Origin of the sequence: Achromobacter sp. RW408 (assembly GCF_003184165.1) — a bacterium.
Taxonomy (GTDB): domain Bacteria; phylum Pseudomonadota; class Gammaproteobacteria; order Burkholderiales; family Burkholderiaceae_B; genus Achromobacter; species Achromobacter xylosoxidans.
Genome location: NZ_QHHO01000049.1, coordinates 2,276,941 through 2,293,943, shown reverse-complemented (window position 1 = coordinate 2,293,943; position 17,003 = coordinate 2,276,941). Strand labels below are relative to the sequence as shown.

The 17,003-nt window shown below is 71.3% G+C and carries 5 protein-coding genes; all 5 read right to left on the bottom strand.

Translation table 11 applies throughout. The features are described from left to right. Positions 1-19 precede the first annotated feature (19 nt). Positions 20-736, bottom strand: coding sequence for a Ferric siderophore transport system, periplasmic-binding protein TonB (locus DK459_RS29980; protein ID WP_020928605.1), 717 nt, complete (start codon positions 734-736; stop codon positions 20-22). 17 nt (positions 737-753) lie between these two features. Beyond that, complete coding sequence (locus DK459_RS29975; protein WP_006384781.1) at positions 754-1,173, bottom strand: biopolymer transporter ExbD; 420 nt, start codon at positions 1,171-1,173, stop codon at positions 754-756. Between the two features lie 13 nt (positions 1,174-1,186). Next, on the bottom strand, positions 1,187-3,109 hold the full coding sequence (locus DK459_RS29970) for a DUF2341 domain-containing protein (RefSeq protein ID WP_110135232.1): 1,923 nt from the start codon (positions 3,107-3,109) through the stop codon (positions 1,187-1,189). Between the two features lie 37 nt (positions 3,110-3,146). Beyond that, on the bottom strand, positions 3,147-4,763 hold the full coding sequence (locus tag DK459_RS29965; protein ID WP_006385391.1) for a ShlB/FhaC/HecB family hemolysin secretion/activation protein: 1,617 nt from the start codon (positions 4,761-4,763) through the stop codon (positions 3,147-3,149). Between the two features lie 319 nt (positions 4,764-5,082). Further along, a complete protein-coding gene (locus DK459_RS29960; RefSeq protein ID WP_110135231.1) occupies positions 5,083-16,935 on the bottom strand; it encodes a filamentous haemagglutinin family protein in 11,853 nt (3,950 codons plus the stop codon). Positions 16,936-17,003: the final 68 nt, after the last annotated feature.

Genomic DNA, 17,003 nt, shown 5'->3' with positions numbered 1-17,003 from the left:
ATCGGTTCAATTCAGCACTTCAGGGAGAGGGACGGCGACCCGTCACCAGGATTCGCATCGGCATGCCCATGGAGGCGGGCGGCCGCTCGTCGATACGGGGCACGGCGCGCAACGTCTCCACCACGCGGGCATCGATCTCGGCGTCGGCGCCGGCGCGACCCAGCGCCACGCGCGTGATCTTTCCGTCGGCGTCGAACCAGATGTCCACGTACGTGCGGAAACTCAGATTGCGGGTGCGATCGTCCTGGCTCAGGATCTTCTGCAGCGCGTAGGCGACGTACTGGTTGTAGGTGCCGTTGCCACCGCGCCCTCCTCCGCCGCCGGCCATGCCCTTGCCCTGGCCGGCGCCGATGTTGAACGCGTCGGTGCCGGCCTGGGCATCGCCATCGATCTGCATCGGGTTGGCCAGGTCGTCGGCCGGGCGCGGCGGCGCCTCGTCCTGCGGCTTGGGCGGTTCGGGCGTGGGCTGCGGCTCGGGCTCGGGCGGCGCCACCGGCTCTTCTTTGGGCGGCTCGGGCTCGGGCGGCTTTTCCGGCTCGGGCGGCGGCGGAGGCGGCGGCGGCAGCGGGATGATCGCGGTGGCCTTGGGCGCCTCGCGGCGCACCCCGGCCATGTCGTTGGCCCAGCGCCATAGCGCGTAGGCCGCCGCGATCAGCGCCACCGCGACCGCGGCCAGCTTGAGCCAGCGGCGCGCGGGGTGCGGCGTGCGCGGGGAATCGGATGCGTGTTGCGGCATGACGGTCGCCTCGGCTCCTATCGCGGCTTGCCGGTGACCAGCCCGACCTGGGCCAGTTCCAGCCGGCGCAGCAGGTCCAGCACTTCCACCACTTTCTGGTACTGCACGGCGGAGTCGCCGCGCACGATCACCGGAAAGTCCGGGTTCAACGCTTTTTCCGTGCGCAGCCGGTCTTCCAGCTCGGGGAGGGTCACCGGATAGGCGTCCAGGAACACCTGGCCCGCGTCGTTGACGGAAATCGCCTTCGTCTTGGGCTGCGACAGGGCGATGGACGAACTGGCCTTGGGCAGGTTGACCTTGATGCCGGCGATCTGCGCCGTGGCGGTCAGGATGAACATGACCAGCACGACCATGAGCACGTCGACCAGCGGCGTGATGTTGATGCCGTCGACGGGCGCGTCGTCATCGTCGTCCTGGGATGCGGATACGGAAGCCATGGGGGTCGTCTCCTTATGCTTCGGCGGCGGCCGGCTGCGGCTCGCGCGCGGCCGGGCGGGCGGCGGCCGCGGCGCGCGCGCCGCCTTGGTGGGCGGCTTCCTGGGCCTGGCTTTCGCCATGCACTTCGGCCAGTCGCGTCACGAACTCGTCAACGAACACGCGCATGTCGGCGCTGACTTCCTTGTTGCGCGAGACCAGGCGGTTGTAGCCAAACAGCGCCGGGATGGCCACGAACAGGCCCATGGCGGTGGCCAACAGCGCGGCGGCCATGCCCGGGGCGATGGCGTTGATGTTGACGTCGCCGGCCATGGCGGTGCCCAGGAACACCACCATGATCCCCAGCACCGTGCCCAGCAGGCCGATGTACGGGCCACCGGCAATGGCGTTCGAGAGCGAGCCGAGCTTGGCGCCCAGCACCTGGTTTTCCTTGGTGCGCACGGCGTCCATCGAGGCGCGGATGGCTTCGATGGTGGCGGCCGAGATCGAACTGGTGTCGGCGCCCTGTTCGCGGCGGGTGCGGATTTCATTGACCGCCACGCGGTACAGGCGCCACAGCGAGGCGTGCTCCAGGCGCTTGGCCAGGGCGGCGTCGTCGGCCAGCAGTTCCAGGCGCTGGCCGACCTTGGCGAAGGACTCGCGGAAGGTCTCGTTGGCGCTGGCCACGCGCGCCACGTTGCGGCTCTTCTTGATCATGATGACCCACGACTGCACCATCATCAGCACCAGGATGGCGATGATGACCCAGGCGTCGACCGGCACGGCCTTGAGCAGGAAGCCCAGGCCGCCGAAACCGAAGCCCGACTGTTCTTCGTCGTTGCCGTAGGCCACCAGGCGCGACTCGGCGCCCTGCGAGGTCGCGTCGGCCAGCAGCAGCGCGGCCGGACGGGCCACGCGCGACAGGCGCACTTCGTCGATGGCGCCGACGAACGGCGCGTACACGTGCGGCGCCGGGGCGGCGGCCGCTTCGACCGGCGCGGCGCCGGCTTCGCCATTGGCGGGCGCGGCCGGCGCGGCGGCCACGGCCGGGGCCGGCACGTCGCCGCCCAGGGCGGCGGGCGTGTTCAGCGGCGGCAGGCTGGCGGCCAGCGAGGACGTGGCGCGGCCGTTCACGTACAGCGTGACGCGGCTGCCGTCGGCCGTCACGGCCAGGTGCTGCCAGGCGGCCGGCGTGAGCGACTGGCCGGGCTGGCTGCGCTGGCCGTTCACTTCGACGAAGGGCACGCCCTGGTTGATGCCGATCAGCAGCGCGTTGCCGGCGTCGCGGCGCGCATACACCAGCTGCTCACCGGCCGGCTGGTCGGCGCGCACCCAGGCGCTGAAGCTGAAGGCGCCCGCGGCGGGCACGGCCAGCGAGGGGCTGGCGGGCAGCATCAGCGGCGCGCCGCCGGCGAATTGCGCGGCGCGGCCGATCACGCCGTCGACCGCGGCGGCCATGGGCGTCTGGGCATTGTTGCTGTTGCCGGTGGTGTCGCGCGGCGGGGCGCCGGCGGCATTGTCGAAGTGGTAGACCAGCGTGTAGTTCGGATCGAACGTCAGCTGGCCGTTGGCCGATGCCGGCGCCTTCTGGTTGCCGTAGTACATCCAGATGTCCTGGCGCTGGCCATCGGCCAGGTCCGGCAGGTCGACCCACACCAGCGCCATGCCCAGCAGCGGATCGAAGGCTTCCAGCTGGTGGTTCAGCACGGTCTGGTCGTCGCCGGCCACGAAACGGATGTCGGCGCCCTTCTCGTTGATGCCGTCGAAGGTGAAATTGCCGGTGTGCAGGCGCACCAGCAGCGGCGTGCGGCCAGCGGGCCCGCCCAAGGGCGCGCCCTGCGGCGTGCTGTCGACGGTGATCTGCTTGCGGTACTGCCAGTCGGGTTGCCACCAGGCGTTGGCGGCGGACGGCAGCACGCCGGCCAGCACGGTCAGTAGGAGCATCAATAAGCGTTGCATGGTCAGGACTCCGGGATAAATACGGTTTCGCGCGCGCTCAGAAGCTGGCGCGGACGCTGAAGTTCAATCGGGGATCGTGTTTCTTGGTGTTGGGGCCGTCCTTGAGCGGATAACCCCAGTCCAGCGAGCCGGACAGCCAGTCCAGCACCTGCAGGCGCGTGCCCAGGCCGACGCTGGCCAGCGAGTAGCTCGAATCCTGCTCGGGCAGCGGATCGCGCAGGCGCAGCGTGGCGGCATCGGCAAAGGCGTAGAAGCGCCATTCGTTGACATTGCTGCCGAGCCAGCGCGCCAGCGACGGCGTGCGCCACTCGACCGAACCCAGGAAGCCGTCGTCGCCGGTGCGCTCGGCCGCCAGGTAGCCGCGCACGCTGGTGCTGCCGCCGGCGGAGAACTGCTCGTTCGACACCAGCGCGCCCGAGGCCAGCTGGAAGCCGGCGCGCAGGCCCAGTTGCCAGTCGCCGAACAGGTTCTGGGTATGGGTGCCGTCGCCGCGCAGCAGCGCGAAGCTGGGGCTGGCGCGGTAGCGCTTGTCGTCGAATTCCTTCCAGTCGCTGCCCAGGCCGAAGAACGAGCGGCTGGCGCCGACGAGCGACAGGCCGATGCTGCTCTGCGACGCTTCGGAATAGCGGTAGCCGTTGTACGAGAAGGTGAACGGCACGTACTTCAGCGGGATCAGGTCTTCGTTGCCGCCGAAGCGCGTGGTCTCGTCGAACTTCTTGTAGTCCAGGCCGACCGACAGCGAGTTGTACCAATCGCCCTGCGGCGCCAGGGTGTAGATGGCGCTCATGCCGAACGAATAGCCCTTGCCCAGCACGTTGGTGCCGCCGATGGTGGCAACGTTGCTGTCGCTCTTGTAGCCGGTGAACTGCAGGCTCCATTGCTTGTCCAGCGGCATCGAGTACGAGCCGGACCAGACCTTGGCGTTGTCGGTTTCCTGCGGCGCCGTGAAGAAGGTCAGGCTGACCGAATGGCCCAGCTGCCACAGGTTGTCATAGCCCAGCGACGCGGTGCTGCGCAGGCGCGAGGTGTCGGCGCTGTAGTCATTGTTCAGGCCCAGGCTGGCGTGCCACGGATTCTTGTCCTCGACCTTGAGGTCCACGTCCATGGTGCCGGGGATGCGGCCTTCCTTGACCAGCGGCACCACCTGGCGGCTGGCGCCCTTGTTCAGGTCTGTCAGCTCGGCCTGCGCCTGGTTGAAGTTGGGCACCTCGCCTTCCCGCAGCGCCGGCACCTCGTCGCGGATGGCCAGCGGCGAATAGTGCTTGGCCCCCACCACGCGCACGCGGCCGACCTTGGTTTCGGCCACCTGCAGGAACACGATGCCGTCGGCCACCTGCTGCTCGGGCAGATCGACGTACACGGATTGGTAGCCCCGTTCCTGGTAGACGGCCTGCAAGGCTTCGCGCGCGGCCTCGATGTCGGCCAGCGTGCGGTCGGGCCCCAGGTAGGGATAGACGGCCTTCTCGATGTCGCGGGCTTCCAGCACGGTATTGCCGCGCACGATGTATTCGTTGATGTTGACGCGGCGCGCCTCCTGCGCGGCCGGCGCCGGCTGCGCCCAGGCCACGTTCACGGCCAACGCCAGCGCCACCGCTCCCGGCGCGCCGCGCATCATGGCGCGCAGCGCGCCGCCCCTGCTCTCGAAATCATGCATAGCGATGCACTCAGTTCCTTGTGTGATAGCCGGTCTGGCACCGGCCGCTACCGTGCAGCGCGCTTGCGACAATCCTGTTACGGCTTTCTGCCCGCATACCCGCGTCTACAGCTTCTGCTTGTTACTAGACGTTCCCGGACGGCGCGGACTGCGCGTTGTAAGAAAAATTTCATGAAACAGCGCCGGCCCGCGGAAAAGGTGCGCAGAAAAGAATCAGGGCCCGGTTTTCACCGGGCCCTGCCACGCGTTTTGCGCCGTGCTTTCATGACGCGGGCATGACAACCGGCCGGATTTTTTCCGACCGGTTGCAACCCTGGCATCAACCGCCGTTGTCCACGCCCTGCACCTGCACCACGCCGTCGGGACGATAGGACGGCGCGGCCGCGCGCGGTTGCGGCGCCGCGCCGGCGCCGGTCAGCGGTTCGTTGCCGTTGCCCAGGACCTGCACGCTGATGATGGACGGCTGGTTCTGGCGCGCCTGCTGGCGGGCGCGCTGCACCGATTCCTGCGCCGCGCCGGACGCGGCCGAGGACGCAGCGCTGGCCGACGACAGCGCGCCGGTGTTGACCACCGCCGTCACCGGGATGCCCTTGCTGTCGCCCTGCACCTGGATGTTGGCGGCATTGACCACATGCAGCGCCGCCACGTTGACGTTGCCCGACACGCGGATGCCGGCCTCGCCCGCGTCGATGGTGCCCAGCGGCGCGATCAGGTCGACGTCGCCCGCCGGCACCTCGGCGATCGGCGCCAGCGTGGCGATGCCGGCGCCCGTGGACGGCGCCGTCGGCGCCAGGGTGACGTTGCCCAGGGCGTCATAGACGCGCTTGGGCGGCGTATACAGCACGGTGGTCTTGGCGCCGCGGCCGGCGTTGATGTCACCCTCGGCCGACCAGGCCTGGATGTGGCCGCCGAAGGTGGTCATGATGCGGCTCTGTCCCAGCAGCACGCTGCCCAGCGCGTACAGCTGGATGTCGCCCTGCCCCTGCGTCACCACGCCCGCAGTCGCCGGCGGCGCCGCGCCTTCGATGCCCAGCACCTGCTGTCCGCCCGGGGTCAGCACCTGGATGTTGCCGCCGAACTGCGTGCGCAGGCCGGCGCCGCCATACATGGTGAAGTCGCCCTGGTACAAGCGCTGCGCGCCTTCGGCGTCGGTCTGCGGGAACAGCGCCGCGATGACGCGGCGGCCGCGCAGGTAGCTGCCGCTGCGCGGGCCGCCCTGCTCGTTGTACTCGCGGCCGCCCTTGCGCAGTTCGGCGAAGTACAGCTGGCGCGCGTAGATGCCCTGCTGCTCGGACGCCAGGGCATCCAGCGCCGCGCGCGCGCCGTCTTCGCCGCCGTCGTAGCCATGGTGCGCGCGCAGCCAGTTGACCAGGTGCAGCTCGCTTTCCTGGCGATAGTCCTGCATCAGGTCGCGGCGCTTGCGCGACGGATCGGCCGCCACCTCGGCATCCAGCTGCGCCTGGCGCTGCGACAGTTCCGCCGGCGCGCCGGCCTCGTCGCCCTGGTAGCCATACACCTGCCGCAGCCAGCCGGCCAGCGACAGTTCACCGGCGTAGGATTGCACCACGCGGTCCGGATTGGCTCCCAGCGTCTGGCCGGCGGCCAGCGCCCGCGCCGGATCCAGGTAGCGCGCAAGCAGGCCGGCGTAGTCCGGCCCCTGCGGGCCGACGCCCGCCAGCACGGCAACGCTGGCGCCGGGGCGCGCGTCGCCGCGCACGATGGCGCCGACGCTGACGATGCTGGCCACGTCGTCCTGGCGAATGTTGCGGCCCGCCTGCACCAGCAGCGTGCCGGGGCCGGCCACCGTCAGGTCGGCCCGCACGATGTCGCGCCCGGCGCTCACCTGCGACAGGTCGTTGGCGTTGCTGTGCAGGCCCAGCGCGCTCATCCCGAGGATGTCGCGCCCCGCCCGCACCGAGACCGGCAATGCGGCCTCGTACCAGGTCAGCACGGTGCGCGGCCGCCCCTGCAAGGCATCCGTCATGATCCGCGTCTCGGCGCCGGCGCGCAGGCCGACGATATCGCCATCCACGGCATGGAAACGCGCCACTGCCGTTCCCCCTTGGCGCGGCGACGCATCCAATGGTGTATTGGGACCGAACGTGAACAACGGCTTGGGCGAGTTCTGCCAGACCTTGTTGCCCTCGACCGAGACATTGAAGATGGTCTGGTCGTTGTTCTCGCCCGCATTGATGGCCATGAAACCGGGGCGCCACGGCGTCGGCAGCGGCGTGTCCGCGCCGGAGATCGACACCGCGTGAGCACCCGCGGCGAAGATCGAGCCGCCGGCCAGCATCGACAATTCACCGCTGGACGACGGCGCCAGCAACAGCACGTGGTTGACGCTTTCCGCCTCGCGCGTGGTGGCGGCCAGGATGATATTGCCGCCGGCCGCCGTCACGCCAAGCTTGGACGGGTAGAGGTAGCTCACCTGCCGCTGCGCGCCGACGCGGGTCGTTTCATCGATCTGCAAGTCGGTGCCCGGCTTGAAGGTATTGTTGGTGGTCAGCGGCGTCAGGTTGCCGCCCGCCGAGAACAGGTCGATGGCCGTGGCCGGCGTCCACAACGTGAACCAGCTTTCGGCGCCGCCGCCCTTGGACAGGCTGCCCTGGGTGTAGGGGCTGGTGTTGATCTGGCGCACGCGGCCGGGGTCCGGCGCATCGGCCAGCACCAGGTCGCCGCGCGTATCCAGCGAGGCCACCGCATCGCCCAGCAGCAGGCGCGGCCCGCCCATGGGCTTGCCGCCGCCCACCGCGGACATATCGGGCGCGCGTAGCTGGGCGCCGTCGCCATAGAACAGCGAGATGCCGCCGACGCGGCCCGCCGTCAACGCCAGTTGCCCGCGCAGATTGACCAGCAGCCCGTTCAGATCGACATCCTCGAAGTTGCCGGCATAGCCGGTGCCGGTGCCAGCGCTGCCGTCGGTCTGCTGCATCGCGCGCAGATTGGGGTTGTAGGCGCCACCGATGCGCAGATCCATGTCGCCGCCGCCCGTCAACACCAGGTCGCCGTCGACCACCCGGCCGGTGCCGGCCACCACGGCCACCAGGGCCTGCGAACGGCCGGATGCCAGATTGTTGTTGAGCAGCGCGTCGCCGCGCGCATCGCGCACGCCGGCATCGCGTCCGGCGCTGATGCTGAGATTGCCGCCACCCAGGGTGCCGAAGCCGGTGAAACCCACGACCCGCGGCTGCTGGCTGTTGGTCGAGGCATAGGCCGCGTACGTGCCGAAGTTGATCCACCAGCTCGACGCGATGTCGTTCACGCCCGGCATGCCCACGCTGCCCTGGCGCCACAGCCAGTTGCTGAGCGCGGCGCTGGGGTATTTGGTGTATTCGACATCCTGGGTGCCATAGCGCTGGGCGTTCATGGAATTCGCGCTCCATGCATCGCCGTAGATGTCGCGGCCCGCCGCCACGGTCAGGTTGCCGCCCTGGTCCGGGTACCAGGCGCGATAGGCGGCCAGCGCCGCGTCGTACTTGCCATCGTGCTGGATGGTGCCCAGCACGGCGTCATCGTCTGTGGTGCCGCGCGGCAGGTTGAAGCGCGCGTCCAGCGGCGCCCCCAGCGACGAGGGCGCGCCGGCCGTGTACACGCCGTAGACCGAGGCCATGCCAACGTCGCGCCCGGCCAGCAGCGACAGGTCGCCGGTGCCGGTGCGCAGCACGCTGAACAGCGGCGCGCGGTCCGCGTAGCGGTAGTCGCGCGTCACGGTGGTCTCCATGCGGCCGCCGCCTTCGCAATAACTGGCGTCGAAGCACACCTCGTTCTCATCGATGAACCACTCTTCCGCCAGTTTCCTGACGGAGTAGCCGACGTAGGCAGGGTCGCCGAAATACATGATCGCCCCGGCCAGCGTCAGCGTGCGCGAGGCCGTTTCGCAGTAGCCCGTGCCAGCGCAGAATTCGTCTTCGGTCATGAAGAAGCTTTCGGCGATGGCCTTTGGCGAGGTCCCGAGCAACGACGGGTCCAAGCCAAGGTCCGTGATGGCGAGCTGCGTCAGCACACGATCGCCGATGAAGACGCTGGTGATGGTCTTGGTGCCAAAGCCCAGCCTGCCGTAGTGCGTGTCGGCGAGGATGATGTCGCCCTGCCCGTCGGCGCGCCGCGCCGCCATGTCGGCCGCCGTCAGGTCCGCGCCCGCCACCGCCATCAGGCTCCAGGCGCTGGCGCCTTCGCCCAGCATCGGCGCCAGCGCCCAGTTGCGGCCCTGCCGGCCGTCCGGGCCGACCGGACGCAGGTTGATGGGCTGGTCGCCGGGCAGTTCGATGAAGGTTTGCGACGGGATCAGCGAGCCGCGCGCCAGGTCCAGGCGCGCGCTGGCCTTGAGCGCGGCCGGCAGCGGCACGCCCTTGGGCCAGGTGAAGGCCTGCAGCACCGCCTCGTTGCGCAGCGTGAAGCCCACGCCCAGGCGGGCGCCCGCGCCCAGCGTCAGCGCCTCCTGCAGCACCGAGCCGGCGCGCAGCACGCGGCCGTCGGCCAGCGTCAGGTCGCCGGTCAGCACCAGGCCGGCGGGTAGCGCCAGCGGGCCGTTCAGCGTCGCCGCCATCGGCAGCACGGTGCCGGCCGGCAGCGTGGCGGCCTGCGCCGGCAGGTCGTAGTTCAGCGCGCGGCCGGCCGGGAAGATGGTGCCCGTTTCCAGCTGGACGCCATCGATGGGCACCACCAGGTCTTCGCCGAACGGCGTCTGGCCATTGTCCAGGAAACGCCCTTCGACCAGCTTCCAGCCGCTGTCGTCGAGGGTCTCGGGCGGCGGCGCGAAGCCGTCGTTGATGCTGCCGTGGATGGCCAGGTCGCCGCCGGCGCGCAGCACCAGCTTGCCGGGCTCGCCGTAGCCGCGCAGCGCGGCCACCGTGCGATTGGCATTGGGGCCGTAGCGGTAGTTCGACAGGTCGATGTCGCCCGACACCGTCAGGTTGCCATCGGGCGTGGCGCTGACGATCTCGACGCCGGGACGCAGGTGGTACGGCCCCAGGGCCGCCAGGCGGGCGGCCAGCGCGCCGTTGCCGAGCGCGGCGTTCATGTAGGCCACGCTTTCGCCGTCGATGCCGTCCAGGTAGGCCTGCGTGATCAGCTGCGGCGTCTTGCCGCTGACGTCCGGCTTGGGCGCCAGCGGCGCGTCGTCGTAGCGGCGGAAGGCATTCACGGCCACGGTCTTGGCGCCCAGGATCTGCGGCGTGCCCGTGATGCGGATGGCCACGTCGTTGGCGCCGTCGCCCGACCCGGCAATGGCGCCGCGCTCGCCGCCGCCGCCCAGGCGGCGGGCGTTCAGGTCGAGCGTGCCGAGTTGGCGGCCGCCCAGGCGGCTGGCGTCGTCGGTGCCGGCGCGCAGATCGAAGCGCGCGCCGGCGTCCAGCGCCAACGTGCCGTCGCGCGAGGTCAGTTCGATGATGGCGCGGTTGGCGGCGTCGATGACCTTGCCATAGCTGTCCAGGCGCAGGCGCGTGCCATGCGTGTCCAGCAGGCCGTTGATGCGCAGGTCGTCGCGTGCCGCCAGGCGGATGCTGCCGACCTGGCGGCCGCTGGCGTCGATGCGGCCATTGACCGTCAGGCTGCCGCCGTCGACGCTGATCTCGACCACGCGCGCGCGCACCTCGTCGCCCACCACCAGGTCGCCCTGCTTGAGCTGGAAGCGGCGGGCGCCGGTGACGCCGCCCTGGTTCAGGCGTTGGTTCAGGCCGGCGAAATCCGCCAGCGTCTGCGCGCGCAGGGTGATCTCGGCGCCGTCATAGGGCACGCGCGTGCCGCCGGCATCGTGCTCGCCGCTGGCCCCGCCCAGAATGACGCCGTCCAGCGCCACGCGGCCGCCGGCCGCGCCCAGCGCCAAGGCCTGCATGCGGCCGCCGCGCTGGTTGCGCGCCGACAGGTCGATGACCGACCCGGCGGCCTGGACGATGTTGCCGGCCACGCTGTTCAGTTCGAGGTCGCCGCCCCAGCTGTAGCGGGTGGCATCGAACGCCGTGAAGGCGCGTCCCGCCAGGTCGATGCGCGCCCCCGCGCCCAACGTGATGTCGCCATCGGCCTTGACGGCCAGCTTGCCCGACGGCAGCGCCACGGTCGAATCCAGCGTGACGCGCTGCGCCTTCAGATCGAGCGTGGCGCCCAGCACGTCGCGGGCGGGCGCCACGGCGCCGGTGCCCGTCAGCGCCAGCGCGCCGCCGGCGCGCAACGCCAGCGTCGCGCCCGCCTCGCCCGTCAACAGCGGCGTGCGCAGCGTCAGATCGCCGCCCTGGTAGCGCCAGCCTTCTTCCGCCACATAGCCGTTCTGCTTGTGATAGACGTGCAGACTGCCGGTCGACACGCCCGTGATCATCTGGGCCGCCTCCAGGTTGACCGCGGCAAAGCCCAGCGCCAGCCGGTTGGCCGGCACCAGCGAGGCCGGCACCGTGTAGGGCGAGTAGTCGAAGCGGATGACATCGGCCGCGATGGTCAGGCTGCCGTCGCCCAGGCGATCGAGCACCGCGCCGCCCGGCGCCGCGGGCTGGTCGTAGCCCAACGGCACGTTGCCGGCCACCGCGGCCCTGACCGAGCCGGCCCAGACGAATTCCGACGCACTGATGCGCGCCGTGTCGCCCGCCGCGCCATAGCCATACACCGCCGGCGCGCCCAGCACCAGCCGCCGCAAGGCCGAGGGGCCGGCCGCGGCGCGGGTGTCCAGCGTCACCGCGCCATACACGTTGATGGATTCGGCGGCATTGAAGATCAGGCTTTCCAGCGCGGGCGCGCCCAACGCCGTATTGCCGCGCAGCAGCCGCGCCAGGGCATCCTGGTCCAGCGCCAGTCCGGGCGGCAATTGTCCTGCCGCCGCAGCCTGGGCCAGCGCCTGCGGCGAGCCCAGATTCAGGCCGGACACGCTCAGCATCAGGTTGCGCGTGCCGTACTCGACGTTGTCGCGCAGCGTGAAGGCGCCGTTGGTGGCGGCGCCGATGGTGCCTTCGGACACCAGGCGCGTGGTTCCCGAGCAGACACCCGCGCAGGCGCCGATGTCGATGGCCACACGGCCGTCCTGCGTCGGCGGTCGCAGGTTGACCAGCCCATTGGACAGGACCAGCGCGCCGTTGGACTGGACCGAATAGTAATAGCCGCCACGCGCGTCCTGCGGCGCCGGCCCCAGCCCGACGGTGGACAGGACGGCCCCCTGCTCGATGGTGATATTGCCGTTGTGGGGTGAGAACAGCACGATCTCCGGCGCGTACAGGCTGGCGCCGCCGCGCACCAGCACGCGCTGGGCGTCGCCGCCCAGGCTGATCGCGCCGAGCGCATCGGCCTGGGTGGAGGCGCCTATCACGCCACCCAGCACCATGCGCGCCGGACGCAGGGCGTTGAGCGCGTCCGCGGAAACGGCCACGCCAGGGCCGGCCAGGGCCGGCGCCTGCCCCGGACCCAGGATTTCCAGGCCGCCGCCGCGCACGTCCACGGCCAGGGTGCCGCCCGCGCCGGTGCTGCCCGGCGCCGCGGAGAAGCGCGCCACGCCGCCGAACGACAGGGCCGGCGTGCCTTCGCGGCCCGCGCCCGGCGTCAGTTTCAGGCGCAGCATGCCCGCGTCGGCCAGCTGCATCGGCAACGGCGTGCCGGTGCGCGCCGCGTTCGCCACCAGAAAGGCGCTGTACGAGGTTTCGTTGTATTGCGCATGGCGACGCACCACCTCGCCCGGCGTCACCAGCAGCTGACTGGCGGCCACCGCGCCCGGGTTGACGCCCGGCGCCGTCATCCGGCCCGTGGTCACCCAGGAGCCGCCGCGGGTCGGCGCGGCCTGCGCGGCGTCGAACACGCCCGGCGCGCCAGCCTCGACGCGGAACGCGCCCGGCAGCATGGCGAAATTGGCGGGCAACAGCGTGTAGGTGCCGGGCGGCAAGCCCGGCACGCCGGCGCCGATGGTGACGCGCTGGCCGTACGCAGGCATGGCGGCGTCTTTCGTGGCCGGCGCATAGTCGCCGCCGAAGCCGGGCACGATGGCATAGACGGCATTGCCGGACTTGCTGAAACCGAAGCCGGGATTGGCGTCGGCCATGGCGTACTTGAGCACGTCCACGGAACCGCCGCGTCCGCGCACGAACGCGGCGCCGGTCAGTTCGCCGCCGCCTGACAGGTCCAGCAGCGAGCCGGCGTCGGCCACGATGGATTTCATGTTGATCTGGATCATGCGGGGCGGCGCGCCGTTCAGATCATTGCCCCCCACGCCCGTGGTGCGGATCTCCTGCCCGCCGTACAGGTACTTGATGCCGTCGGTTGTCCCTCCATAGGGCATTACCAGCCCCTGGCCGCTGATCGACGTTACGCTGCCGGCCAGGAAACGCACGCTGGACGGCGCGTCTTCAGGCCCCATGAAGAAAATCGAGCCAAGCGGCGCGCGCACCACGCCGCCCTGGACGATATTGGGCCCCGACAGCGTCACCGAACCGAAGGCGGAATATGGCATATCGGGCAATTCATCCGTGGCGCGCCGGATCGTCAGCACCGCATCCGGATTTCTCAGTACATTGCCGCCCCCCTGCCCGTAGTATTCGCCCGCGGCGATCCCGCCGCCGCCGCCGGTGGTGGGATAGATCTGGGCCGCGGTGATGGTCAGGCGGTTCGGCGCGCCAAGCAGCGTATTGCCATTGAAGTCCTGGCCCACCGACACCCTCGCCAGGCGCAGGTCGCCGGCCAGGTTGATCTGGACATCATCGAAGCTGCGCAAGTCGCGCATGCCGCGCAGATCCATCATGCCGGCGTCCAGCACCAGGCGATGCCCGCGCTTGAGCCAATCCGGCGCCACCATGCCGACCTGCACCACGCTGTCGGACCCCAACGGCGGCTCATAGGCCGCGTGATTCAGGAACACATAGGGCGCCGCCAGGTGCACCAGGCTGTCCGCGGGCGCGTTCTCGCTCAGCATCAACGGGCCCGACAGGCGCAGGCTCTGGGGCATGGCCAGCGACAGGCCGTTCTCGGCCCTTACCGACGCGAACAACGCCAGGTTGCCGAAACCGCCGGCCTGGACCTGATCCACGCCCAGGCCGCCGGCGCCATAGCGCAGGTCCGCGGCAAGCTCGCCCGGACGCAGGTCGGCGGGCAGCAGCGGGGCGCCCCGCTGCTGCGACAGCGTCAGCACGCGCGGCGTCAGCACCGCGGCCTCGGCCAGGCTTCTCAGGTAGAAGGCGGGCGCCAGCGCCACGCCCAGGGTGCCACCCACCGCGCCCGCTCCCCCCGCGGCGGCGCGCAGGTCGCCGTCCAGGTACAGGCTGTTGGCCGACGCCAGCACGATGCTGCCGCCGTTGTAGGCCAGCAGCGTGGCGCCGCGGCCGGGCAGGTCCACCAGCGCCTGTGATCCGGATGCGTCCAGCAGCGAGCCGGGACGCAGGATCAGGTGCCGATCCATCGGCCGGCGCGGAGCGTAGGCATCGGCTTCCCAGTCCAGCATGCCGCCGATCTCGATCTTGCCGCCGGCGCGCGCCACGCCATAGCGGCGGCCGTCGGTGGCCAGCGCGACGTGGCTGTCGCCGGCCACGTCCAGCACCGCGCGCCCGCCGATCCACACCGAGCGGCCGTTGGCCTTGGGGGTGTAGTTCTGCTGCGAATTCACGCGCGTGTCCAGGATCGAGATCAGGCCCCCGGGCGCCACCAGCCGGCCCAGCACCGTGATCTGGTCGCCCCCGACCAGGCGGATCGACTGGCCCGGATCCACCGCGACCCGCGCGCCCTCGCCCACCTCGAGCACGCCGCCCAGGGCGGCGCGATCCGAGCGCAGCGTCAGGCTGGCGCCGCCACGCTGGCTCAGCCTGGCGCGCTTGGGATCTTCCGAGTAGAGCGGCGGCGTCCACAGCGCCAGGGCCTGGGCCGGGTCGGCGCCCGATACCGGCAGCGCGCCGGCTTCGCGCCGCATGCGCCATGCCGGCATGGCGACGGCGATGTCGGCGCCCTCGGCGACCCGCAGGCCGCCATGGCCGTTGATGTCATAGCTGGCGAAGCCGGCCTGGAACAAGGACGGATCCAGCCGCACGGCGTCGGCCGCCAGGCCGTCGGCCGGGCCGCCCAGCACGACGGTGCCGCCGCTGGCGAGGCTGAAGGCCCCGCCGCCGCTCACGCCGTAGCCGCGCACCGCGCCGGCCAGCGACACCTTGCCGCCCGACTCGGCCTGCGTGCTGACGGCGTTGGCTTCCAGCGTCACACTGCCGCCGCGTCCGCCCTGCACCGCGCCGCTGGTCAGCAGCGCCGCGCCCGACGACACATCGATGAGGCTGCCCGCCGCCAGCGCCACGTCGCCGGTGCCGCGCAGCGACACGCGGCCGCCATCGATGACGGCCAGGCCGCGTTGCGCGGCCGGGTCCTGCTTGAGGTTGCTCCACACGCCGCGCGTATCGAGCACGACCCCGCCCGCCACGCGCAGCGCGGCCTTGGCGCCGGCCGCCGGCGCCAGCGCGACGTCCTCGACGCGACCGGTCTGGCCAGCCTGGCGCAGCAGGTTGCCGGCCTGGATCAGGCCGCCGCGGCTGACCAGGTCGGCGTTGATGTCGACGGTGGGCGCGTACAGGGTGATCTCGCCGCCATCGGCGCCGCGCAAGGCGGCGTCGACGCTGATGCCGCGGCTGGCGGCGATGTGGATGGCGCCCAGGCCGAAGCCGTTCAGGCGGTCGGCGTCCAGGAACAGCTTGCCCGTCAGGTCGGCGGGCAGCGCATCGGCCAGGTCCAGACCGGCGGAACGGCCCGCCAGGTCCTTGCCCACCGCCACCTCGGCGGCCGTGCCGGTGGCGCCCAGCTGGTAGCGCAGGAAATTGCCGGCGGTGTCGTAGTACGGCTTGTAGCTGCCCACCACGAACTGCGCCGCGCGCGCCGCGTTGCGGTGCGACTGGCTGTAGCCGTCCTGGCCGGCCACCGGCGCGCGCGTCTGGCGGTCGCCCTGGTAGGTGTCGCTGATCAGATCGCCGTCCAGCACCGCGTTGCGGGTCGAGACCACCAGCGTGCCGGCGTCGCGGCCCACGGTGTAGCCCGACTCGTAGCGCGTCGGCGGCGCGATCAGCGGGTTGTAGAAGCGCCGCGTGGCGTTCTCGCCCCAGCGTCGCGACACGGCCTCGTAGCCCCGGTACAGGCCGCTGTAGAGCAGGTCGCCCGGCGCGCGGTCGGCCAGGTACAGGCGGCCGTCCTCGCCGCGCAGCCAGCTCTGGCGGATCTCGCCGCTCTGCACGTCGAGCGTGCCGCCCGACAGGTTGATGGCCGAGCCGGCCTGCGTGACCACCTCGGCGCCATCGAAGCGCACCACCCCGCCCTGCGCCAGCCAGTGGCTCACCGGCACGCCCAGCGTGCCCAGGTAGCCGCCCACTTCCAGCAGCCCGCCGGCCGTGTACCAGCGGTCGGTGTCGTTGCCGCCGCTGCCCGCCGCCAGGCGCACCAGGTCGCGCCGGTCGAGCCACACCTCGCTGTTGTTCAGCAGCTTGCTGTCGCGGTTGACTGGAGCGTCGCGCTGTTCGTTGCCCTGCAGGTTGATCTTGAGGTTGTTGGACTCCATCGACACGCTCACGCCGACCGCGCCGCTCACGTCGATGCGGGCGCCGTCGCGCACCAGCGCGCGGCCATCGGCCTTGACCGCCACCTGGCCGCCGGTGGCCAGCGACAGCGAGCCGCCCTGGAAATCCACCGTGCCCTGGCTGCTGATGCGCAGCAGCGACAGGTCGCGGCGGAATTCGTCGCCGGGAACCAGCGCGGTATTGCCGCTCACGGCCGGTTGCAGCAGGCTGCCGCGCTGGCCGTCCAGCGCCGTCGCCAGGCCGGCGTCCACCAGGATGGCGCTGACGGCGCTCTCGGTCAGCGTCACGGCGGCGCCATTGCCGCGCGCGTCCAGATGGATGGTGCCGCGCGCGTCGACCGAGGTGGTCGACACCACCACGCCGGCCTGCTCAACGCGCTGGGCGGTAAGGGTGACGTCGCCTTGCGGCGCCTGGATCAGGCCGGTGTTGCGCGCCAGCCCGGCGCCGGCCACCTGCACCTCGTTGCCGCGGGTGGTGGACGCGATGTTGCTGTCCGATCCCTGGCCGCGGCGGATGATGAAATTGTCGCCGGCAGCCAGGAGCGCCTGGCCCTGCGGCGTGCTGATCTCGCCGGCATTGAGCACTTCCTTGCCCGCCAGCAGCACGTAGCCGCCGCCGCGCGTGGCGCTGCCGGGCGCGGCGGTGGCCAGGCGCGCGCCGGGCTGCACCTCGATCTTGCCGAGCGCGTCCTGGAAAGTGGCGATCTTCCCGTCGGCGTCGGCGTAGATGCCGCGCT